This is a genomic window from Variovorax sp. PAMC26660 (assembly GCF_014302995.1).
Taxonomy (GTDB): Bacteria; Pseudomonadota; Gammaproteobacteria; order Burkholderiales; family Burkholderiaceae_C; genus Variovorax.
The window spans coordinates 3,172,078-3,193,627 of sequence record NZ_CP060295.1 but is presented as its reverse complement, the minus strand read 5'-3'; the positions used below and the strand labels follow the sequence as shown (position 1 = coordinate 3,193,627).

General features: G+C 68.9%; 15 protein-coding genes. All 15 read right to left on the bottom strand.

Features of this window, described 5'->3' with window-relative positions:
* Window positions 1-51: 51 nt before the first annotated feature.
* The 15 genes from tssG to H7F35_RS15170 all read right to left on the bottom strand — a co-directional run bounded on the left by tssG (window position 52) and on the right by H7F35_RS15170 (window position 21,453).
* Window positions 52-1,143, bottom strand: a complete 1,092-nt coding sequence (tssG, locus tag H7F35_RS15240; RefSeq protein WP_261803639.1) for a type VI secretion system baseplate subunit TssG — start codon at window positions 1,141-1,143, stop codon at window positions 52-54.
* Complete coding sequence (tssF, locus tag H7F35_RS15235; protein ID WP_187113662.1) at window positions 1,119-3,011, bottom strand: type VI secretion system baseplate subunit TssF; 1,893 nt, start codon at window positions 3,009-3,011, stop codon at window positions 1,119-1,121. Before tssF ends, tssG begins: the two co-directional genes overlap by 25 nt.
* A 10-nt stretch (window positions 3,012-3,021) precedes the next feature.
* Window positions 3,022-3,537 carry a type VI secretion system baseplate subunit TssE gene (gene tssE, locus H7F35_RS15230; protein WP_187113661.1) on the bottom strand — a complete coding sequence of 172 codons (516 nt, stop codon included), beginning with the start codon at window positions 3,535-3,537 and terminating at the stop codon, window positions 3,022-3,024.
* Window positions 3,530-4,354: a type VI secretion system accessory protein TagJ gene (locus H7F35_RS15225; RefSeq protein ID WP_187113660.1), complete on the bottom strand. Its 825-nt coding sequence runs from the start codon at window positions 4,352-4,354 to the stop codon at window positions 3,530-3,532. The genes tssE and H7F35_RS15225 overlap by 8 nt, the downstream gene beginning before the upstream one ends.
* A gap of 20 nt (window positions 4,355-4,374) precedes the next feature.
* Window positions 4,375-4,929: a type VI secretion system tube protein Hcp gene (locus H7F35_RS15220; protein WP_187113659.1), complete on the bottom strand. Its 555-nt coding sequence runs from the start codon at window positions 4,927-4,929 to the stop codon at window positions 4,375-4,377.
* Between the two features lie 18 nt (window positions 4,930-4,947).
* On the bottom strand, window positions 4,948-6,948 hold the full coding sequence (locus H7F35_RS15215) for a caspase family protein (protein WP_261803638.1): 2,001 nt from the start codon (window positions 6,946-6,948) through the stop codon (window positions 4,948-4,950).
* 140 nt (window positions 6,949-7,088) lie between these two features.
* The gene (locus H7F35_RS15210) at window positions 7,089-8,228 is read right to left on the bottom strand and encodes a hypothetical protein (RefSeq protein WP_187113657.1); all 1,140 of its coding nucleotides are present in this window, start codon (window positions 8,226-8,228) and stop codon (window positions 7,089-7,091) included.
* Window positions 8,229-8,255: 27 nt separating this feature from the next.
* On the bottom strand, window positions 8,256-9,005 hold the full coding sequence (locus H7F35_RS15205) for a hypothetical protein (protein WP_187113656.1): 750 nt from the start codon (window positions 9,003-9,005) through the stop codon (window positions 8,256-8,258).
* Window positions 9,006-9,033: 28 nt separating this feature from the next.
* Window positions 9,034-10,611 carry a murein transglycosylase A gene (locus H7F35_RS15200; protein ID WP_187113655.1) on the bottom strand — a complete coding sequence of 526 codons (1,578 nt, stop codon included), beginning with the start codon at window positions 10,609-10,611 and terminating at the stop codon, window positions 9,034-9,036.
* Window positions 10,612-10,666: 55 nt separating this feature from the next.
* The gene (locus H7F35_RS15195) at window positions 10,667-12,643 is read right to left on the bottom strand and encodes a serine/threonine-protein kinase (protein WP_187113654.1); all 1,977 of its coding nucleotides are present in this window, start codon (window positions 12,641-12,643) and stop codon (window positions 10,667-10,669) included.
* Between the two features lie 667 nt (window positions 12,644-13,310).
* Entirely contained in the window at window positions 13,311-13,946 is a 636-nt protein-coding gene (gene tagF / locus H7F35_RS15190; protein ID WP_187113653.1) for a type VI secretion system-associated protein TagF, read from the bottom strand.
* Entirely contained in the window at window positions 13,943-17,545 is a 3,603-nt protein-coding gene (gene tssM, locus H7F35_RS15185; RefSeq protein WP_187113652.1) for a type VI secretion system membrane subunit TssM, read from the bottom strand. Before tssM ends, tagF begins: the two co-directional genes overlap by 4 nt.
* Window positions 17,542-18,894: a DotU family type VI secretion system protein gene (locus H7F35_RS15180; protein ID WP_187113651.1), complete on the bottom strand. Its 1,353-nt coding sequence runs from the start codon at window positions 18,892-18,894 to the stop codon at window positions 17,542-17,544. Before H7F35_RS15180 ends, tssM begins: the two co-directional genes overlap by 4 nt.
* 31 nt (window positions 18,895-18,925) lie before the next feature.
* Window positions 18,926-20,257, bottom strand: coding sequence for a type VI secretion system baseplate subunit TssK (tssK, locus tag H7F35_RS15175; RefSeq protein WP_187113650.1), 1,332 nt, complete (start codon window positions 20,255-20,257; stop codon window positions 18,926-18,928).
* Between the two features lie 131 nt (window positions 20,258-20,388).
* On the bottom strand, window positions 20,389-21,453 hold the full coding sequence (locus H7F35_RS15170; protein ID WP_187113649.1) for a phosphate/phosphite/phosphonate ABC transporter substrate-binding protein: 1,065 nt from the start codon (window positions 21,451-21,453) through the stop codon (window positions 20,389-20,391).
* Between the last annotated feature and the right edge of the window lie 97 nt (window positions 21,454-21,550).

Here is a 21,550-nt window from a genome sequence, read left to right as displayed (position 1 = left end):
CGTCTAGACGAATGAAGCTGGGTGGATTGAAAGTTGAAAGACAAGGCCGCATCAATGCGCTCCCGTCGGTTGACGTCCGATGCGCACGTCCGCCGCGTCGCGGCTGCGCGTGCGCTCGCCGAGCCACGAGACCCAGCCCAGGCGCGGTGCATTGCCCTTCGCATGGCCCAGGCGCGTGGCGGGCACTTGTGCTTTTTCGAGCACAAGCTCGGCGTCCCATTCGAGTTCGTCGCCCAGCAGTTGCAGCATCCAGCGCTGCAGCACGGGCTGCGCATTGCCGATGGGAAGAAACATGCGGTATTGCTGCAGCGTGAGCGGCCCAAGGTGCAGGCGCACGCGGTGCTGCCGGTCCCACGCGCGCGTGCCGAGCATTGCGCCCATGCCCATCGAACGCGAACTCTCGCCCTGCCCCAGCCGCGTCAGTTCGCCGGGTGGCAGGCTCATCCAGTGGCCGACCCAGCGCTCCAGCGTCACGGGCACGCCGAAGTAGCTGCACAGCACCGACGCCACGCCCTCGGCGCTGTGCACGCGGCGTGCGAGCCAGCCCGAGAAATGCAGGCGCGCGTCGTCGTGGATCTCGTCGCGCTCGATGCGCCCCGGCGCGCCGATGCCGACCAGCGCGCCGATCTGCAGCCTGAACCGGTCTTCGTCCGGCCGGTCGAGCGCCACCGCCGGGCGCGCCTGCGCCCAGGCCCGGTAGAAGTGCAGCGAGAAGCGATGCAGGAAGGTGTCGAGAAAGGCCAGCCAGGTCGGATCGCCATGGTTCAGGCTGCGCTCGCGGATGAAGTCGCTCAGGTGCACCGGCAACGGGCCGTTGGGGCCGATGTAGCTGAAGAAATGCTGGCGCAAGCGCGGCGGCGAATAGGCGCTCGCCGCCTCGAAGCGGCTGAAGCTGGCCGGCGCGAACGACAGCGAAGGCTCCTGCCCCACGCGCAGCGGTTCGGCGCTGGGCAGCAGCGCGCGGCCCCAGCGCGGCGTGGTCTTTGCCACCGACTCCAGCCGGCGCAGCACCGCGAAGTAATCGAAGGACCACGGCTCGGCCGACCACGCGTGCACCGCGCCCTCGACCCGCGACGCAGCCGTGCCCTCCTGCGCCGCTGCCGGTGCCGGCGCGGCGGCTACAGGATCTGGCGCGTCCCGCACAGCGGTCTCCAGCGCATGGTCTCGCCCTTGCCCGCGATGCGCAGCACGGTCTCGACGAAGTGATTGACCTCGACGTGGCGCGCGAGATAGCGCGCCAGCACGGCACCGAACAGAAACGCGCTGTGGCCGTGGAAGGCGTCCTTGTCGACCTCGAGCGTCACTTCCAGCCCGCGCCCGAATGCGATCGGCCCCTTCATGGGCAAGCGGCGCGCCACCGGCTTGCTCTTGACCGACAGCAACCCGCGCACCTGGCCCTGGCGCATTTCGTCGGCATGCACCGCGTAGAGCATCAAGGTCTCGCGCAGCGCTGCGGCGCCCTGCTGCGGCGTGCTGTCGGACAACGAGAGGTAGTTGAGCGCCAGGTGGTCGAGCACGCGCCAGCCCAGCCCCTGGCTCACCACCGGCGACACCGGCCGCGACGGGCCGCGCACCATGCGCACGCGCTGCACGGGGAAGGAGTCGACGCAATCGAAGTCGTTGTCGCGGCCCATCGGCAGCAGCAGCGGCAGGTCGCGGTTGGTGCACAGCGCCGTCACAGCGAGCTGCCGCAGCGTGACCGCATACGGGGCCTGCTGCGGATCGACGATCTGCATGTAGACCTCGGAGCCGATGTGGCTGCTGCGATGGCCTTCAGTGCGCTGGCGCACCGAGAGCATGCGCGGCTCGCGCGTGGTCGTGAAGTAGGCCGGGTGGCCGTGCCGCGTGCCGTGGAAGGCCGAATAGAACGGCCGGAAGACCTGCTCGACGGCGGCCGTGTCCGTGCCCGGCGCGCCGTGGCCGATGGCCTCGGTGACGGTGTGCACCTCGAAGTCCTGCGGCCGCGTGCGATCGGGCAGCAGGTGGAACTGGCTCACGCCTTCGGTCAGCGGCACGCGGTCCAGGCGCCGGCTGAACAGGTTGACGGCCGGCACGCAATGCAGTTGCACGTTGTCGGCGCTCACCAGCTTTTCGAGCGCGGCGTCGCCGCGCGAGAAGAGCAGCACGATCTCGATGTCGGTCACAGACATGGACGCCAGCAGCGGCTGCAGGCCGGCGATGCGCGAGAACTGGAAGCGCTGCGGAAAGGCAAAGTACTCCTGCAGCAGTCGAAAGCCCGAGAAGCCGGTGGCGGTGACGGGCAGCAACGCCTCGTCGTCCTCGAAGCCCATGGCGTGAATGGCATCGGGCGGCAGGTGGCGCACCTCGCCCTGCAAGGCGCCCGAGGGCGACAGCGGCCGCACCATCACGCCGACCGGCTGGCCCAGCGTGCATTCGTGCAACTGCCAGGCCACGTCTTCGCCGCCGCTGAAATGCAGCACGAGGTCGTCGAGCGCGATCTGGCTGAAGGTCAGCCCCGCGGTCGCGTGCAGCGCGATGCGCAGGCCGCCGCGAATGCTGCGCGCCTGCGGGTGCGTGTTCAGCGGCAGGTCGGGCGCGTAGGTGAAGTACTGGGCGCGCTGGATCTCCAGCGGCCACACGCGCAGCGCGGCGGCGGTGCGGAATTCGCAATGCGTGTTCTGGCCCACGGCCTGCCGCGCGCGCAGGCCGCTGCCGCGCGGCAGCGCCGGGCCGGTGGCAAGGTCGGCGTCTTCCGGGTCGGGCGCGAAGGAGACCACCGCCATCGCCGGCGTGGGCGCCAGGAAGTGCGGATAGACGACGTCGAGCAGGTGCCCGGTGAAGCGCGGGTACTCGGCATCGAGCTTGAGGTTGACGCGCGCCGACAGGAAGGCGGTGGCCTCGATCAGCCGCTCGACATACGGGTCGGCGACTTCCTGGCCTTCGATGCCCAGGCGGTGCGCAATCTTCGGAAAGGCGCGCGCGAATTCCGACCCGCTTTCGCGGAAGTAGCGCAGCTCCTGCTCGTACAGATTCAGCAGCCGGGGGTCCATGGCATGGGGCTCATGGTTTTTGCGCCATGTCTTGAATTTCGATGCGGCCTTCTTCAAGGTCGACCCGGCTTCGCATCAGGAACTCCAGCGGCACGGGCTGCGCCCACAGCATGCCGCGTATCTGCAGGCCGATGCTGTTGTGGGAGTCCAGGGCGGAGCCTTCCATGATGAGTTCCACTTCGAGGGTGCGGGACAGGATGCGCGGCTCGAACTGCAGGATCGCGTTCTTCAAAGCCTGTTCCATGCTGACACGCTGCACCGACGAGGTGAACTGGCCAGACAGCATAGGCAATCCGTAGTTGATGACCGAGCGCGCCGCATTCGGAAATTGCCGGTCGTCCATCGCCAGGCCGTAGCCGGTGGCGTTGAAGAGCCAGCCCAGGTCGCGCAGCACGGCCGCGCGCAGTGCCTGGCGGGTCAGCGTGCGTTTTTCGTCGCTCTCGCGTTTCTCGTTGGGCGCGTTGTCGATCAGGCGGTCGAGCAGCGAAGGCTGCAGGCGTTCCTGGGCCGCGGTGATGTCAACCATGGCCGGCCTCTTGCGCATCTTCTTCGGTCGCGGGCGTGAACAGGATCTCGCGCACGTCCATGAGCGCGTACTCGCCCGCATCGCTGCCGAGCACGCGCTGCCCGTGGCCGGCCCAGACCTCGGGCCGCAGCTCGCGCCACTCGGTCTTGCGCGCGAGCCGCAGTTCGCCGTCGTCGATCTTCTCGGTGCCTTCGTAGCGGGTGGGAATCAGCGCGAGCGTTTCGCCGCCGTTCTCGAACTGTAGGTGCGCAGGCATCCACACGCAGTCGCGCAGGTCTTCGGGCGGTTCGATCTTGATGTGCGCCAGGCGCGCGTAAGGAATCCAGTAGTACTTGCCGTTGACGAAGGCTTCGAGCACCGGGCCCAGGCGCATGTCGGCATCGGCCAGCCACGCAAAGGGCGCGCCGTCGATGGTGCCGGCGATGGCGGGTGCGCCGTCGAAGGCACGCTGGCGCAGGTCTTCAGCCAGCGCGGCTTCACCGCGTCCCTGGCGCAGCAGCGATTCGATGAGCAGCGCCAGCCATTCGTCGGGCTGGCCGAAGATCATGGGCGTGCGCGTGCCGGCGAACACTTCGGCGCGCAGGCCTTCGCAGCGCACGGCGTCGCCGTACACCTGCTTCATGGGCACGGCGAGCGCATCGAGTTCGGCCGCGACGGTGAGCTGGTTGAGCGCACGCTCCCATTGCCCGAGCACGCACAGCAACTGCGCCATGAAGACGCGGTGCTTGCTGTCGGCGGGCCTGGCGCGCACGTCGTCGCTCAGTGCCTTCAGGGCGCCGACCGGGTCGGCGGACTTGAGGAGTTCGGCAGCAGTCATGGCTGGGCTTTCCGTTGGGCTCAGTTGTTGACGAGCTTGGCGGAGCGCACCGCACCACGGATGCCGCTGACCAGCTGCGGCGCGCTCTTGATCTCGACCGCGCGGTAGCTGAACACGATGATTTCGCACGGCCGCTTGGGCATACCGCCCGTGAGGATCGCGTGCTGGCTGACGCGGCCGCCGGTGAGCTCGATCTCGAAGAAGGGCTGGCGATCGGCGTTGTCGCCGCCGGCCTTGAAGACCAGGATGTTGACGATCAGATCGCTGTCCTGGCTGTACAGCAGGCTGGCGATCGAGGCGGTGGCGGCATCGCAGTCGCGCACCACGGCCAGCGGCAGCCCCCGCGCAACGCCCTTGCCGGAACCGGGCGCCGACGCAACCTCCGCCACATAGGAGTAGCCGCCGATCTCCAGCACCTCCATGTTGTCCGAGAAGAGGGTCTGGATCTCGCCCGCCACCTTCTTGCCTTTGCTTTCGAGCGACATGTAGAAGTCGCTGCCCGATGCCTGCGACAACAGGTCGAGCATGCGCAGCGCATCGTCGGTCTCCAGATACCCGCCGTTGTTGAATGACATGGCCATCTCCTGAAAAAACTACCGTGCGGGCGAGGCATCGCCCGCCCACCGGACCACCGCGGCAAAGGCCTGCCGCTCGCTGTCGGGCTGCAATGCCCCGCGCACCCGGACCTCGGGTGCCGTCGTGTTGTTGGCCACCGCGCCCGTGCCGAACAATCGCGGTGCGCTATAGGGCGCGGCCGGCGTGGCCAGCACGAGCAGCCGGCCACCTTCCGCGTTGAACCACGGCAGCTCGAAGCGCTTGGCGGCGGGCGCGTCGCGCGTGCCGCGCTTGAAGCGGTTGGTCTCGCCCGGGTCGTCCGGATAGACCTGGCGCACGCCGCCCTGCGGATCGACGCCGACCACGACGAGGTCCACCGAACGCCCGCTGCCGTTGCGCACGTTGAGCACTGCGCGCTCGCCGCCGCGCAGCGGTAGCAGCCGGGCCTCGGCCCGCTGCGCCGAATCGCTTCGCAGCAGGCGGTCGCCGCTCCACACCTCGAACACGGCCTCGAAGCCGTCGAACTGCGCATCGCGGGCCAGCGCGTCGAGCTGGTTGAGCCACTTCAGGCGCGCCAGCATTTCGAGGCGGCGGCGCACGGCGGCCGTGTCGGGCAGCGATGTCTTCGCGGCCGATGGCGCGATGCCGAGCGAAGGCGAGAGCACTTCGAGGCGGTTGCCTGTCGCGCCGCTCCAGCGCACGTCGGCGCCTCCTGCATCGGCCTCGCCCACGGCGACGATGGAGGCGGGGTATTCGAGGCTCAGGCCGGGCGGCAGGCCCTGGTCCGCGCGCACGCGCAGCGCCACCGAGGCCGGCTCGCCGAGCGGGGTGGTGCTCCACAGTGCGGCGCCGGAGAGTTCGCGCAAGGCGGGCGGCACGGGCATGCGGGCCCGGTCGAGGTCCACCTGCGCGAGCGTGCCCTGTGCGCTGCGCACCGTGCCGTCTTCCATGGTGGCCAGCACGCGCAGCGGCTGCCGGTCCGCAAGGCCGTCGAGCTGGCCGGCCTGCAGGGTGAGCGTGTCGCCGGCCCGCTGCGCGCGCCAGACCGGACGGGTCGAGACGGCGGGCGCACGGTTGGCGAACAGCGGCGCATCGAGATTGCCCTCGGCCACGGGCGAGGGCAGCTCGCGCGTGGGAAAGCGCTGCGCGAGTTCGTCGATGACCGGCGGGTAGAGCGCGAGCACGCCGTCGAACAGGTCGCGCCAGGTGGCGGGCCGGCGCGACAGGGCTTCGACCACGGCCCACGTGAGCAGGCCCTGCGCACGCGCATTGCGGCTCTTGCGCGGCAGCCGCAGTTCGGGCGTGATCTGGTGGCTCTCGGAGGCGAAGAGCGCGACATAGCGGGCGCGCGGCACGGTCTCGGCCGGCACGGGCGGCGTCACCGCGCGCGCGGCTGCGGCAGGGCCTGGCGCACTGCTTCCACTGCCTCCACTGCCATTAGCCAATTGCACGGCGCGCAGGCCGCGCCAGCGCACTTCGTCGTCGGCCGGGCCTTCGGCGGTGGCGGGCGCATCGACCGCGCCACGGGTCATGGAGTTGGCGGAACAGGTGTCGAACACCGAGGCGACGAAGACGTTGCGGGCGAGGAAGGCCTGGATCCATCCGTCGAAATCGACATCGCGCAGATCGCCGGTCAGCACGGTGTCGCTGCCGAGCGTGCCGCGCACATCCCGCGCGAGGAAGTTCTCCGACAGGCCATCGGGCTCCTGGTAGCGCTTGGCGGTGTCGCGCAGGCGGGTGCCGTGGCCCGAGAAGTACAGCAGCACGAAGTCGCCGCTTTTCGACTGCGCGAGCAGCCGCCCCAGTGCGTCATGGATGGCCTGTGCTTCGGGCAGTGCGGCGCCGCTCACGCCATCGGCGAGCAGGGTGATGTCGGGCGCGGCGAAGCCTTGCCTGAGCAGCGCATCGCGCATCAGCATCACGTCGTTGCGCGGGGCCTGCAGCCAGAGGGCTTGCGGCTGGTTGACGAGTTCGGAGACGCCGACGAGCAGGGCGCGTTGGGTGGCGAAGGCGCTGCCTGAAACGAACAGCAGCCACACCAGCAGCAGCCGTCTTGCTCCTTCCCCCTTTGGGGGAAGGCTGGGATGGGGGCAGGCAGAGCGCCCGATGGATACGCCGCGTGCCCCCACCCCTGCCCTCCCCCAGAGGGGGAGGGAGAAAGACAGAAGCGCGGCACAGGTCATGGCCGCTCCGACGCCGGCCCCACCGACTCGACCAGCGGCGATGCCGCCAGCATGGCCAATGCCTCGACCGGGTCCTGCACCCGCAGGCGCCATGTTCCGCTGACACCAGGCCCGCCCACCACTTCGGCCGAGACGGACTGCAGCAGCCGGTCGGCCTCGTCCATGCGAACGCCGTCCTTCCAGCGCACGAACAGGTCGGCGCGCGCCGCAACGGGCGCGGTCGGCACGGCGCGGTAGCGCACCTCCTCCTCTTCCGTACCGGGGCCGCTGAAGAGGCCGATGTTCTGCACCACCACGCACAGGGCCAGCACCGCGAAGGCCGGGCGCACCCAGCCGTCCGCGCCGAACCAGCGGCGGATGCTGCCCCACCAGCCGCCTTCGGGCCGGGGCTGCGGCGCAGCGCGCGTGGAAGGCGCGGGCGTCTCGACGGGCGATTGCGCCGGGGCCGAGCCCAGCCGCAACCCCGCATCGCGGTACAGCGCCTGGTAGTCGGCGCGCGGGTCCTGCGGGCCGAGCGGCGTACCCGACAGCACGGAGAACACGCCCCCCACGCTGCGCAAGGCAATTCGCCCCGGTTCGGGCGCGATGGCCAGCGTGGCCTGCGCGGCCCATTCGTCATGCACCGCACCGATCGCCGCCAGCCGCGTGGCCGAGACTTCGCCGAGCACGCGTGCGCACAACTGCGGACTGGCTTCGAGCGTGAGCACGTTCCAGGTCTGGATCACGCCGAACATCGGCTCGAAGGGCTCGTCGTCGGGCTCCAGCAGCACGTCGAAGGCACAGGCCCAGTCGGCCTCGCTCGCGGCCATCCAGCCCTGCCATACATCGCCACGGATGCAGCGGTCGAGCAGCACGCCGAGCAGCCGGCCTTCATGCACGACGCTGACGAGGCGGCCCGGCGCCCAGCGGGCCTTGAAGGCGCGCCGCGCGACAGCCTCGCGGCGCCGGGCCAACTCGGCGAGAGGAAAGAGCAGGTCCGACAGCGCAGCAGCGCCTACGGGTTCGGCCCCCGTTCCGGGACCCGAACCCGGCATCGCAACCGTGGCGGTGTCGGGCAGCGCATCGTCGGGCACGGCCGCACCGCTCTCGAACGCATTGCGGATCACGCTGAGCGGGGGCCAGAGTTCGGTGTTCATGGCGTCTGTTCCTGAATGGCTATGTCTTCAGGCATAAGACGCTTCAGCACCGAGGATTTTGAAAACCTGCAGGATCGCCGCCATGTTCTCGGCCTCGATGGCAATGCCCAGCGTCTGCTGGAGCCATCCGCCGAGCCGGGTCTTGGCGTAGTCCGCGGTCAGCCCCTCGCGCTTGTGCACCAGGCCGAGCCGGCCCGCGCGGTAGTGGTACGAGGCGATGGCATGGCGCGAGGCAATGCCCGACAGCCCGCCTTCTGCCTCCTTGCCGAAGCCTTCGCACAGCAGCAGGCGCTCGGGTTCGGGCAGCTCGGCAATGAAGGCGCGTGCGGCCAGTTGCACGGCCTGCGCGCTCAGGCCGTGTTCGGCCAGGCAGCTTTCGAGGTCTTCGCCGGGGCCGATCTCGTCTTCGAGCTGGGCCTCGGTGATCTGCTCGCCGATGGAGAGCTTGCGGCGAAACGAGCTGGCGCGCGTGCAGTCGATCAGGTAGCGCCGGAAGTACGCGCACAGCGCGAAGGCAGTCGAAGGTGCGCTGTGGCCCGCACGCTCTTCCGACTCATCGGGGTCGGCGTCGAGCCGCAGCACCTTGACGTAGATGAACTGCGCCACCAGCTCCTGCCGCCCTTCGCCCAGCACCTGCAGCTCGGGCGGATTGCAGGCCACGAGCGCATCGCCCACGATGCGGTACATGGTGCCCATGTCGTTCGGGGACAGCGTCTGCCGCCGCCGCCAGAGGCGGACGAGTTCGGAGCTTTCCGCGGACGAGATGGTTTCCTGCATGGAGGGACAAGAGCAGTCAGTCAGTCGGTCAGTCGTCCACGCACACGCCTTCGGTCGGCACCAGGCACTGCGGCAGGTTGGCGCCCACCGGCCCGCCGCGCGTGCGGATGGCCGACGACGCCGCAGCCTGCGCCACGGCCAGGCCGCGCGGCAGAAGAATCCAGAGCTGGCCGCGCTCCTTCATGCGGCGCGCATTGGTCGCGGCCTGCTGGCCGTTGCCGAAGAAGTAGTCGGCCCGCACCGCGCCGCGGATGGCACCGCCGGTGTCCTGCGCGATCGTCAGGCGCTGCATCGGCGCGCCGCTGCCGGGTGTGCGGGTCGAGACGAACACCGGATAGCCCAGCGGCGTGCTGCGCGGATCGACCGCGATCGAACGCCCCGCCGACAGCGGCACGCCGAAGGCCCCCACAGGCCCGCCGATCGGCGAGGTGGCTTCCTTGAAGAACACATAGCTCGGGTCCTTGATGCCCGAGCCCGCCACCGCGCCGGCCGTGCGCCGCCCCGGCACCATGACCGCGCCGCTGGCCGCAGGCCGCACCAGCGTGAAGCCGCGCGTGCGGATGGTGCCGGCCGCGACGGCACCGGTGTCGTCGTCGTCATCGCCGTCGTCGAGCTGCAGTTCGATGGACGAACCGCGCACCTTGACCGCGCTGCGCGGCTTGCCGTTGGCGGCCTGCGCGAGCGTCGGGCGGAAAGGCTGGCCGTTCTGCTCGGCGTAGGCCACGCGGATGATCTCGCCGCTGGCCAGCTTGATGCGGCCCGAGCCCTGGATCTGCATTTCGTACAGCGCGGTGGCGCTGCTCACGAAGGCCAGCACCTTGGCGTTGGGGGCGCCCTTGGTCTCGATTTCTTCGCGCGTGTAGTACGGCAGCAGTTGCTTGCCCTCGACCCGCAGGCGCACCTTGCGGTCGAGCGTGTCGCGCGAGATGCCCGAGAGGTCGAGCGCATAGAGGCCCGCCGCGCCCATGTCGCGCGTGTTCAACCCGGCCTGCACCAGCACGTTGCGCCCTTCGACGCGCGCCGCCACGGTGCCGCTGCCCGCGGGCAGCTTGCGGGCATCGGCGAACAGCATGTCGTCGGGCTGGCCGTACACCGGATAGATGAACGGCGCGGCGTACTGCCGGCTGCCCGCGATCTCGGGCTCGAAGTAGCCGGTGACCACGCCGTCGGGACGGCGGTCGTCGTCGCGGATCTGGTAGGCCGAGAAGCCGTTCTCGAAGAAGCCCCGGATCGCCGTGCTGTTCTTGCCGTCGACCTTCAGGGCCCGGTCGCACACCTCCTTCCACTCGGCGCCGCGCCCGGTGAGCACCTTGCAGCTGCCGAGGAAGGCGGGCCAGCTCTCGGAGAAATCGTCGCGCGACCAGCCCGGCACCGCGTCGAAGCCGACCGAGGTGTAGGTGGCGAGCTGGGTCGAGAAGGTGCGCGCCTGCCCCGCCACGCTGGCACCGGTGGGCGGGGGACGCGACGCCGGGGTGTCGGCAGCAGGGGCGTCCGCGCTCGTCGATGCCGGCGGCGGCACGGCACAGCCGGCCAGCGACGCCACTGCGGCGGCGGTGGCCCAGCGAAGCAATGCGGGTGTGAAGCGCGGCGACTGTGAGGTCTTCATGAAAGTCTCCTTGTCCGGAAAAGGGCAGCCCGTCGGGCCGACGCTCTACAGACGATTACTTCTCGACGATTTTGAAATTCGCGACGCCATAGACGTCGTTGCATGGCGCGCTGCCGGGCGCGCAAACCGGCTTGCCCAGCAGCGGCGACGGCCCGGTGCCGCGCGTGCTTTCGAGCGCGGCCAGTACCGGCAGCGGGAACACCGGGAACACGCCGTCGTTCTGCACGCCCGCGGCGCTGAAGTCGCGCTCGTGCTCGCTCACGAGCACCGCGAACTGGTCGGTGCCGGCCGGCCCGCCGGCGTCCATCGGCCACGAGGCGCGCGGCAGCGAGAGCGCGCCACCGGCGGTGATCTTGTTGTACTTGTCGAGCAGGTTGGGGAACAGCAGGAACATCTCGCCGCCGCTGGACAGCAGGAACACATAGACGAAGCCCTCGCGCTTGCTGCGCACCTCGAAGGCGAGCCGGTCCTTGCCGATGGCGACCTCGGCCTTCTTCGGCGTGGCCGTGACGTCGAAGCCTGCGGCGGCGCCGGCCACGAGCGATTGCAGCGAATCAGTGGGGGTGCGCGGTGCCGGTGGGGGCGGCGGTGCGGGCGCGGGAGGTGGCGGTGCCGGTGGAGCTTCGGCAACCTTGGTGTCGGGCGTTGGCGCCGGCGGGGTTGTTGTTGTCGTGGTCGTGCTCTGCTTGCCGCCGCCAACTACATCACCGGCTGTCGTGCGCCCCTGGAACCACCACCAGCCACCACCTGCCACGACTGCCGCGAGGGCGACCGATGCGAGTGCGGCGACTGTCTTGCCCTTGCCACCACTGTTGCTGGTGTTGCTGCCTGCGGGGGCGGGAGCCGGTGACGATGCCTTGCCGCTGTTCTTGGTGTTGCCACTGCTGCTGCCGATGACCGTCGCGGCGTTGGCATTGTTGTTGGCGCTGACGCTGCGCGCGCCCGATGGCGGTTGCGTGCGCGGTGTCGGCGCGATGCTGTGGCCCGCATCGAGGTCCAGCGCCGCGCGCAACTCGACCATCGACTGCGGCCGTTGCTCGGGCCGCACGCCCAGGCCCGCATCGATCGCCTGCAGCAGCCGCAGGCTGTAGCGCTGGCGCAGGATGTCGTTGCCTGCCAGCGGCACATAGCTGTCGGACAGCAACCGTGCCACCGACGGCGGCGGCGCGCGACCACACACGGCCACGTGCATCACCGCCGCGAGCGCATACACATCGGTCCACGCGCCTTGCGACATGTCGGGCATCTCGGCGTACTGCTCGATGGGCGCGTAGCCCGGCTTGAGGATGACGGTGATCGCCTGCGTCTTGTCGGTGATGACGCGGCGTGCGGCGCCGAAGTCGAGCACCACCGGACGGCCCGAGCCTTCGAGCAGGATGATGTTGTCCGGCGCGATGTCGCGGTGATAGCAGTGGGCGTGGTGCATCACCGCCAGCGCCTGCGTGACGCCGTCCATGATGCGGATCAGCCAGGACTCGTCGACGCCTGTGGGGATGGCGCCCAGTGCCTCCCGCAACGTGTCGCCACGGTAGAAGGGCATCACCATGTAGGTGGTGCCGCGCTCCTGCCAGAAGCGGTAGACCTTGAGCAGCGACGGGTGATCGAACTGGGCCAGCAGGCGGGCTTCGTTGATGAAGCTGCGCATGCCGAGGTCGAAGGTTTCGCGGTGTCGCTCGGACAGCGGGACCACGGTGCCGTCGTGCTGTCTGGTCGACAGCGATGTCGGCAGGTATTCCTTGATGGCGACCACGCGTTCGAGGTCGTGGTCCCAGGCTTCGTAGACGACGCCGAAGCCGCCCTGGCCTATGACTCTTGTGATTTCGAATTCTGCGAGGCGGCTGCCTACCAGGAGGAGGCCGGCTTCATGCGTGCCTGCGCCTGGGGTTGTTGGTGGTACTGCTGTTGGGGACAGGCTGGTGGGGGCGCCGCCTGTGATGATGGTTGCTGAGGTGTCGTTGCTCTGCTGCGCAGGCCGGGAGACGACGCGGGTGCGGTCGTCTTCTGGGGGTTGGTTTTTTGGGGAGTCGGTCATTGACTGGCTCCTTTTTGATCTGCGCTTTGGGTTTTCTTTCCGAGGCCGGGTCTCGCCCCGGCAGGCGACCTACTTTTCTTTGCTTCGCCAAAGAAACGTAGGCAAAAGAAAGGCGACCCCACTGTCTGCGACCCCTGCGCTTCGCTACGGGGCAACCTGCGGTGCTCGCGTTTCGCGGGGTCCGCAGAACTCGCTTCGCTCAAACAACTGCGGCCCTGATCCGCGAAACGCTCCGCTCCTCGGCGCAGCCAGAGGGGGTTGGAGACAACTCGGGCCGTCGCTTCGCTCGGCCCGGGCGCAACCCGCAACCCAAACGCACAACCCACAGCCAACGTAGAACTCGATGCGCCATCCCAAGGCACTGCGGCGCGCAGCGTCGCGGTGCCTTGGTGGCCGAGCGAAGCAAAGGCCCGTGTGGTTTCCAAAGCCCTTCTGGCTGCGCCTGCGGTGCTCGGCGCCGGTGGGATCAGGGCCGCAGCTGTCTGAGCGAAGCGAGTTCTGCGGACCCCCACCGGCGTCGTGCACCGCAGGTTGCCCGTAGCGAAGCGGAGGGACGCAGACAGCAGGGTCGCCTTTCTTTTGCCTACGTTTCTTTGGCGAAGCAAAGAAAAGTAGGTCGGCCGCCGGGCCGAGACCCGGCCTCGGAAAGCAAAACGAATAGCCCCCGTCATTCCCCGCCCCCGAGAAACAAAGCCTCGAATTGCCCATCAACCGGCAATCCAGCAACAGTCATCCGAACCCCGCCTTCAACAGCCGGATCCCCCAACCACAACGAAGCCCCCGCCCCCGGCAGTTCAAGCGATGCAACAACGCCGCTCGCACCAGCGGCAGCAGCAACAAACAACCGCCCCAGCACCGCATCAAACCTCAGCGCATCCAAATCCCCATCAAGCCCTTCCAACGCAGCCTGCGTCCCCAACGCCCACCAGTGCAACGCGGCACCCAGCGCTTCCCCTTCCAGCCGATCCGCAACACCGTCATCCAGCTCGACAGCCAGCGTGAACGGAAAGTACCGCCCCACCCCATCCACAGAAGGCATCAACACCCCGATCCATCGCCGCTCGCCCGCCACCTGCGCCCCCAGCGCAAAGCACCAGATCGGCGCTTCGAGGTAATGCGAAGTCCAGTCCGCATGCCGGTCCCGCAGCCGCGCCAACCCGCGTTGCAGCCATGCATCCCACACGGCGCGAAACGATTCAGGCAATCGCCGATGCGCAAAGTCCCCCATGCCCGGCAGCTTGCCGAACCACCCCGGCAATTCGGCCGAAGCAAAAACGCAAGAAGAAGCAGAGGCAACGCTCACAACCCCTCCGGGCAGGAAAACTCCCGCAGCTCACGCAGCCGGATCGGATGCTGCACGCTGTTCGTCGTCACTTCGAAACGCGTCTTGCGCGCGCCGATCTGGAAGGTGATGAAGAACTTCTCGGGCGCGTCGCCCGCTTCGAGCTGGCCATCGTCGAGCGCACGGAACAGCGCCCACGGCCCATCGACCGCCGAGCCCGAGCTGCCGGTGGTCGACGGCGGGCTGACCTGGATGCGCACCTGGTTGCTGCCCTTCGGACCCGGCCACTGCACGGCCATCGGCACCACGGGGCCGTGCGCGTACTTCACGAGCTGGCCATCGACGTCGAGGATGAACTGCGTGATGCCCGCGTCCATCTCCACCGGCTTGAAGTCCAGCCGCATCGACGGGCTGCGGCCGCCAGCGCGAAAGAAGATGTCCTTGATGCGCGCGGCGCGCTCGAACTGCGCCAGCGCCTGCGTGGTGATGGCCCCGCGTTCGGCCACGGGCTTGTAGCGCCACGGCCGCGTGCTGGTGTCGACCAGCGCGGCCAGGCGCTTCTGGAAGAAGTCGTCCATCAGGCCACCGGGGCCGAACATCTGGCCGAAGTCTTCGGGCAGCACGTCGCGCTTGCTGCCGGGCACGAAGGGATAACGGCCGGCAATGGCGCGCGCGCAGAACTCGGCCACGGGACGCAGGTCCTGGCTCAGATTGCCACGCTCGGCCACCTGGGCCTGCGCCGCGCCCGACTGACTCAGGTTCTCGACCATGGTGCGCACGGGCTCTGGCAGGCGGCCGGCGTCGGACTTGAGCTTGCCCGCCACGTCACCGGGTGGCGGCGAGGTGCGGCCCTTGACCGCCGTGTCGACGGCGTTGAGATACACGTACACCTCGTTGAAGAGCTTGAGCGCATCGTCGATGGGCGCAGGCTGGTTGGGGCCGCCGGCGGTGACGAGGCGGCGCAGCGGCTCGAAGCGGTCGTCCACGATGCTCTCGATGCGCTTGCCCGGCGCCACCTGCTTGCCAGGGTCGCCGCCGAACAGGTCTTCCAGGCCCTTGCGGGTGTTGCGCACGGACTCGGCGGCCTTGCTGACCACGTCCTTGCCGGCTTCGCCTTGCGGGATCAGCGTGGTCTGTTTCACCACCGCGCGCAAGAAGTTGGCCAGCGGCGAATCGACGCCCGAGAGGATGCGCGCGGTCTCGATGTTCTTCTCCAACCCGTTGGCGCGGATCAGGCGCACGTCGGCAAGCAGTGCTTCCCACTGCTTGACGTACTCCTCCAGATAAAGGCGACGCACGCGATCGGTGAGCGCGCCGAGCGCGGCCACGTCGCGCAGGCGGTCGGCGGTGTTGCGGTCCTGCCCGAGCACCCACGGGTCTTCGGCCGCCAGCAGGCCGGTGAGCACGGTCACTTCGTTCTGGAAGCGCTTGTGATAGCCGTCGTAGGTGAACATGCCCGGCACGCCTTCGGTCAACGGCTTGCCGCTGATGCGCTCGAACACCAGCGGTCCCGAAGGACCGGTGGCCGTGGCCACGCTGAAGCCCGGGATGTCCTTGCTGGCGCGCTGGCGCTTGAGGCGGCTGAACACGCGCTGCTCCAGCGGATAGCTCGCGAGCACGGCGCGCACGCTGCGCACCAGGTTTTCGTCCATCTTCAGCGGCGAGCGCGGCGGACCTTGGGCGATGAGCACGTCGAGCTGGTCTTCGAGTGCCTTGCGCTGGTCTTCGGGAATGCCGCGGTCCAGGCTGCGCGACCAGTCGAGCGTGATCCAGGCCTTGAGCGCCTCCGCATCGAAGTGCTCGGGCTGGTAGAGCATCAGGTAGCTCTTGAGCGCCTCGTAGGTGTACTCCAGGTTGTCTTTCTGCGCGGTGCGCAACTGGTCTTCGATGCGCTTGGCGATCTGCGGCAGGAAGGCGTCGTTGAGCGCGCGCTGGTGCGTGAGCATGGCGGCCGCATCGAGCTTGTCGCCCTGGTAGAGGCCCAGCGTCATCGACAGCGGCTCGTCGCCCTGGTGGTTGTCGGGCGTCTTCCAGATGTCGCGCAGGCCCTGCAGCACGGGCGCGACCTCGACCAGGTTCTGCACGCGCGCCGGCAGCGCAGCCAGGGTCTGCTGCGCGGGCGCGACGCGGGCCTCGACCGACTTCAGGTAGTTCATGTTCTGCAGCGTGCTGTAGCCCCAGGCTGCGAGCAGGCCGACGGTGACGAGCGTCATCGCGGTGACGCCGATCACGCGCAGCGTGTGGCGGCGGCGCTCCAGCTTCACGTCGGCGCCCGCGAGGCGCTGCTCGGGGAACACCACGTCGCGCAGCAACGATGTGAGGAAGTAGCTGCGACCGCTGCTCTTTTGCGGCGCGAGCATCGCGCGCTCGATGCCGAAGCTGCGCGACAGGCTGCCCATCACGCGGTCGATCGGGCTGCCTTCCTGCGTGCCGCTGGTGAAGTACACGCCGCGCACCCACGGCGGCTGCGCGAAGCGCGAGCCGGTGAACACCTGGTCGAGCAGGTCGGACAGCAGCGAGCCGATGGAGCCGAACTGCGCCGGAAAACCGAAGATCGCCGCGCGGCGCGTGCCATCGGTCTCGCGCTGCATGCGTGCGATCAGCCCGTCGTTGATGCGGTTGTGCAGCAACGCGAACTCGCGCTGGAACGCGGCCGACATGCCCTTTTCATCGACCTGCACGACTTCTTCGGGCGGCAGCGTGAAGCCGAAGACTTGCGCGCGCTGCTCCTTGCCGAGGTCGTCGAAGTAGTCGGTAAAGCCATACAGCAGGTCGCTCTTGGTGACGAGCACGTACACCGGCAGGCGTGTGGTGAGCTTGCCGTCGAGTTCGAGCAGGCGCGCGCGGATCGAGGCCGCGAGCTGCGTGCGCGCCTCGGGGCCCTGGCTCAGCAGGTCGGCCACGCTGACGGTGAGGAACACGCCGTTGAGCGGGCGGCGCGGGCGCGCCTTCTTCAACAGGCCCAGGAAGCCTTCCCACGCGCTCTTGTCTTCCGACTGGTGGCTGTCCTGCGTGGTGTAGCGGCCGGCGGTGTCGATGAGCACGGCCTCGTCGGTGAACCACCAGTCGCAGTTGCGCGTGCCGCCCACGCCGCGAATGGCGCCGGGGCCGAACTTCTCGGCCAGCGGAAAGCTCAAGCCCGAGTTGACCAGTGCGGTGGTCTTGCCCGCGCCCGGCGCGCCGATGAACACGTACCACGGCAGGTCGTACAGGTAGCTGCCACCCGAGATCGACATCCAGTCGCGCCAGCCGGGCTTCTTGCCGGCGGCATGCAGGCGCATCTGCTTGAGCGTGGCAACGGCTTCGCTGAAGCGGGTGTCGAGGATCTTCTGCTCGCCGTTGACGGGCGCATCGGTCTTGGCGGCCGGCGCCTTCATGAGCCCATCGGTCAGGTGCTGGCTCGCACGGCGCGCGCGCCAGCGGCGATACAACGCGCGCAGCACGACGATCAGCACGATCACGCCGATGACGATGGCGCGCACCATTTCGCTTTCGAGCGGCACCAGCGCGCCGATCTTCACCAGCGGGCCGATCCACCAGATCAGCAGCGCGACGACGATCAGCGCCAGCAGGGTCAGCAGCAGCGGGCTGAACAGGAAGCCGAAGATTTTCTTGATCATTTCGTTGCTCCGGGGACGGGAGCAGCCGAGGCAGCCGCAGCGGCGACACGGTCGGGCTCGGTCAGCAGCACGATGTCGACGCGGCGGTTGCGCGCGCGGTTGGCCGGCGTGTCGTTGGGCGCCACCGGTTCGGCGTCGGCCTTGCCGTCGGAGCGCATGCGCGCCGGGTCGACCAGTGTGGTCAGCGCGCCCTTTACCGCATCGGCGCGCGCGGCCGACAGATGCCAGTTCGACGGATAGCGCAGCGAGCGGATCGGCTGGTTGTCGGAATGGCCGGTGATGAGCACATCGCCCTTCACCTCGGCCAGCGCCTGGCCGATGCGGCGCAGCACCGGCAGCGAAGAGGCCATCGGCTCGGCGCTGCCGGAGCCGAAGAAGGAATCGCCGCGCAGGCGCACCACACTGCGGTCGGCTTCATCGGTCACCGTCACCAGGCCCTGCTTGATCTCGGGTTCGAGAAAACGCGCGAGCCGCGGCGACTTGGCCGGCGCAGCCGGCGGCGCGATCTGCAGGTTGGGCACGCGCAAGCCGGACACCGCCGAGTAGGTGGTGTCGGAGCGGTAGTTGAGCGTGAGCCGCAGGCCGAACCACGCGAGCGCGAGCAGCAGCGCAAAGCCCGCCGCGAAGACCCACAGCGGCAGCGATTCGCGCAGCCGCACCGTGCCCGCGCCCTGCCCGCGCCAGTGCGGCGAGAGTTCGGCTTCGAGCGGCGGCCGGTCTTTGGCGATCAGGTCGGCCAGGCGCTGGCGCACCGAGTCGAGCTGCGCACGGCCGTTGTCGACCACGCGGTAGCGGCCCTCGAAGCCGAGGGCGAGCACGCTGTAGATCAGCTCCAGCAACTGCCGGTGCGTGGGCACGTCCTGCGCGAGCTTGGCCAGCAGCTGGAACACCTTCTCGCCGCCCCAGGTCTCGTTGTGGAACTGCACCAGCAGGCTTTGCTTGTTCCAGCCGGCCTGCACGCCCCAGGGCGTGTTGGCCACGGCCTCGTCGAGCGCGGTGCACAGCACATAGCGCGCGGCCAACACCGATTCGTTGCTGACACCGGCGCGGCGCGCGCCGGCATCGAACTGGTTGACGGCATCGGCGGTGGACGCACGCAGCGCCGGCACGTTCGGCGGTTGCGCGAGGTTGCGCAGCTTGCCGATCAGCACCAGCAGCTTGCCCGCGGCAGACACGAGCGGATTGAGCAGGCCCAGCTCGCCGACCTCGGCGGCCGGCGTCGGATCGGGACCGCCGAAGAACTGTGCGGGCGCGGGCGCCGGTGGCGTGCCGCCCGGCGTGCGCGGCTTGGGCTTGATGACCGTGCGTTCCGATTCGAAGGCGGCAAAGGGGTCCGGAGGGGTGCTCATGATGGTGTTCCGTTTCCGTCAGCCCATGGGGCTAGGAACGAATGGCCCAGAACGCGAGGTCGAGGCCCGGGAAATCGCCGGCGATGTGCATTGCGATGCCACCGGACTGTTCGAGCTGCCGCCACAGGTCGCTGTTGCGCGTTTCGAGCTCGAAGTAGTTGGCGCCCGAGTGGAAGGGAATCTGGCGCGGCGCCACCGGCATCGGCGTCAGCGTGACGCCGGGCAGCGCGAGGTTCACGAGGTCGCGGATGCGCTCGACCGGGCCGATCTTCACCTGCGTGGGAAAGCGCGCGCGCAAGGCTTCGCTTGGCATGTGCGCATTGACCGCCAGCACGAAGGTCGCGTTGCGCTGCAACTCCACGTCGGCCACCACCGCCACGCGCACGCCGTGCTTGCGGTCGTGCAGTTCGATGCGGATGGCCGACTGCTCGAACACCATCGACAGGCTGCGGCGCAGATCGTCCATCACCGGGCGGAAGCTCAGCGCCAGGTCGTCGTGGATGTAGGGGCCGAAGCGCGCCACGCGGCGCGAGTCGCGAAAGCTCGCCAGATCGCCGGCCAGCCCGAGCGCATGCTCGAAGAAGTGCTGCGGATGCAGCAGCGCGGTCTTGGCGAGGTGCGCGAAGATGGCCTCGTTGCGATTGACCGCCTGCAGCAGCATGAAGTCGGCGATCTCGGCCACGCCGCCGGTGCCGCCCTGCGTCATGCGGCCGGCGAGCGCTTCGCCGCGCTGGCGCAACAGGCCCAGCAGTTCGTCGAGCCATGCGCGAATGACGGCGTGCCCCGCCACATCGAGCAGCGGCGGCAGCATCGCGCGTTCGAGCTGCACCTGGTTGTCGACGCGGCGCTCGACCACGCGCGCCACGCCCAGCGTGGTCCAGGCGTCGGTGGCTTCGCCGGCGCGCATCAGGCGCGTGTGGAGCTGCCCCAGTTGCAGCATCGCCGTGCGCTCGCCGGCGGTGTTGGAGTCGGGCACTTCGGATTCGAGCACGCGGTGGCGCACCAGCTCTTCATAGTCTTCGGCATCGGCCTCGCGCGCACCGGCGCGGCGCAAGGGCAGCGCCAGCACCACGGCTTCGTCGCGCATGGTGGATGGAATGTCGATGGGCTCGGGCAGCGGATCGACCGCCGGCATGTCGAACACCGTGCCGTCGCCGAACACGCCGACCGCGCGCACCAGCGCGAGCTTGCCCAGCGTGAGCGCGGCCGCGTCGATCTCCAGCTCGGCAAAGCCCCAGGCGTAGGGGGTGGTCGTGCGCAACAGCACATGCCGCGCATGGTCGGCATGGCGCTCGCTTTGCTGCAGGTGCTGAGGCTGCAACAGCATCCCCTCGCTCCAGACCACTTTTGTTCGCCAACTCATCCGCACTCCGTCAACGGCAAGGGTGCCTGAAAGAAATGCGAAGTTTCCGGCGCGCAGGGCGGATGGCAAATCCGCCTAATGGTCTAGGCGGGGTGGTTTGGAGGTACGGCGAAGGGAGTAGATGCAGCCGCTCAGCGCCCGGCAGCCAGCGCGCGCAAGGTCTCGACCTGCTCGTTGTAGGTCTTCTCGATGCGCTGCAGCCGTTGCTCGCGCGCCGCCTCGTTGACCCACGAGGCGGCCATGGCCCGCTGCTTGCCGAGCTGGTATTCGAGCTTCGCCTCGGGCAGCAGCGCGCTGTCGTCGGCCACGGCATAGCCGTAGGCGGCGCGCAAGGTCTCCAGCACTTTGCGTTCGGCGTCGGCGCGCGCGCCCTTGCCTTTGCCGTAGCCGGTCAGGAAGCCCTGCAGACGCGCCTGGAACTCGGGCGGGTAGTCGCGCCGCACCACCATCGGGGCGCCGGGCGGCGGATCGGATTGCCAGACCACCTGCAGTCGCCCGGCCTCGACCGGGAACTGCTGCCGGAAGCGTTCGAGGTCGGTGGTGTTGTTGGTCGCCACATCGGCGTCGCCGTTCGCCACGGCGAGCGCGGTGGCTTGATGGGTGCCGACGAACTCGCTGCGAAAGCGCGTCTCCATCTCGATGTTGTGCGGCAGGAACAGTTCGCTCTGCGGCACGATGAAGCCCGTGACCGAGCGGCTGTCGCCACGCGCGAGCCGCCAGCCTTCGGGCTGGGCGAGCATGCCTTCGAGGGTGTTGAGGGGGCCTGCCTTGCGCATCAGCAGCACGGCGCGGTGCTCGGGCATGCCGGGGCGCCGCGCGATCTGCGCCACCACTTTCATTCGCCGCTGCATGACGGCGTCGAGTGCCATCTTGGCGGAGAGAAAGGCCATGTCGATTTCGTCGCGGCCGATGGCGCGGTCTAACTCTTCGTATGAGGGCACCGAGTAGGCATCGACGGGCATGCCGAGAGCGCGGCTCATGTCGGCCATGAGTGGCGTCCACAGGGCGCGCGATTCAACGGTGCCACCGAGCGGCAGTACGCCGAAGCGGATCGACTTGATGGCTGGGGTTGCGCTCTTTTCTGGTGCTCCGGCGTTGGTTCCTTGCGCCACGGCAGATAGCGGCAGGGACAGTGCTGCCGCGATTGCGACGAAGCTGCCTAGAGTTGCCAGCAGTTGCTTGAGTCGGGGGAGCATGTCAGTTGCTTCGCTTTGGTTTACTGGCGTTCGGGGGTGTTCGTTCGAGGCGCATGCATTCGGGGCTTGTGCGAATGACACTGGGTGCTCCCCTCCG

What these genes read in the sequence shown, in the direction of transcription:
- H7F35_RS15170 (WP_187113649.1), bottom strand. Translation starts at nt 21,453, where the DNA reads ATGCTCCCCCGACTCAAGCAACTGCTGGCAACTCTAGGCAGCTTCGTC.
- tssF (WP_187113662.1), bottom strand. Translation starts at nt 3,011, where the DNA reads ATGGACCCCCGGCTGCTGAATCTGTACGAGCAGGAGCTGCGCTACTTC.
- H7F35_RS15205 (WP_187113656.1), bottom strand. Translation starts at nt 9,005, where the DNA reads ATGCAGGAAACCATCTCGTCCGCGGAAAGCTCCGAACTCGTCCGCCTC.
- H7F35_RS15210 (WP_187113657.1), bottom strand. Translation starts at nt 8,228, where the DNA reads ATGAACACCGAACTCTGGCCCCCGCTCAGCGTGATCCGCAATGCGTTC.
- tssM (WP_187113652.1), bottom strand. Translation starts at nt 17,545, where the DNA reads ATGATCAAGAAAATCTTCGGCTTCCTGTTCAGCCCGCTGCTGCTGACC.
- H7F35_RS15180 (WP_187113651.1), bottom strand. Translation starts at nt 18,894, where the DNA reads ATGAGCACCCCTCCGGACCCCTTTGCCGCCTTCGAATCGGAACGCACG.
- H7F35_RS15220 (WP_187113659.1), bottom strand. Translation starts at nt 4,929, where the DNA reads ATGTCATTCAACAACGGCGGGTATCTGGAGACCGACGATGCGCTGCGC.
- H7F35_RS15225 (WP_187113660.1), bottom strand. Translation starts at nt 4,354, where the DNA reads ATGACTGCTGCCGAACTCCTCAAGTCCGCCGACCCGGTCGGCGCCCTG.
- H7F35_RS15195 (WP_187113654.1), bottom strand. Translation starts at nt 12,643, where the DNA reads ATGACCGACTCCCCAAAAAACCAACCCCCAGAAGACGACCGCACCCGC.
- H7F35_RS15200 (WP_187113655.1), bottom strand. Translation starts at nt 10,611, where the DNA reads ATGAAGACCTCACAGTCGCCGCGCTTCACACCCGCATTGCTTCGCTGG.
- tssK (WP_187113650.1), bottom strand. Translation starts at nt 20,257, where the DNA reads ATGAGTTGGCGAACAAAAGTGGTCTGGAGCGAGGGGATGCTGTTGCAG.
- tssE (WP_187113661.1), bottom strand. Translation starts at nt 3,537, where the DNA reads ATGGTTGACATCACCGCGGCCCAGGAACGCCTGCAGCCTTCGCTGCTC.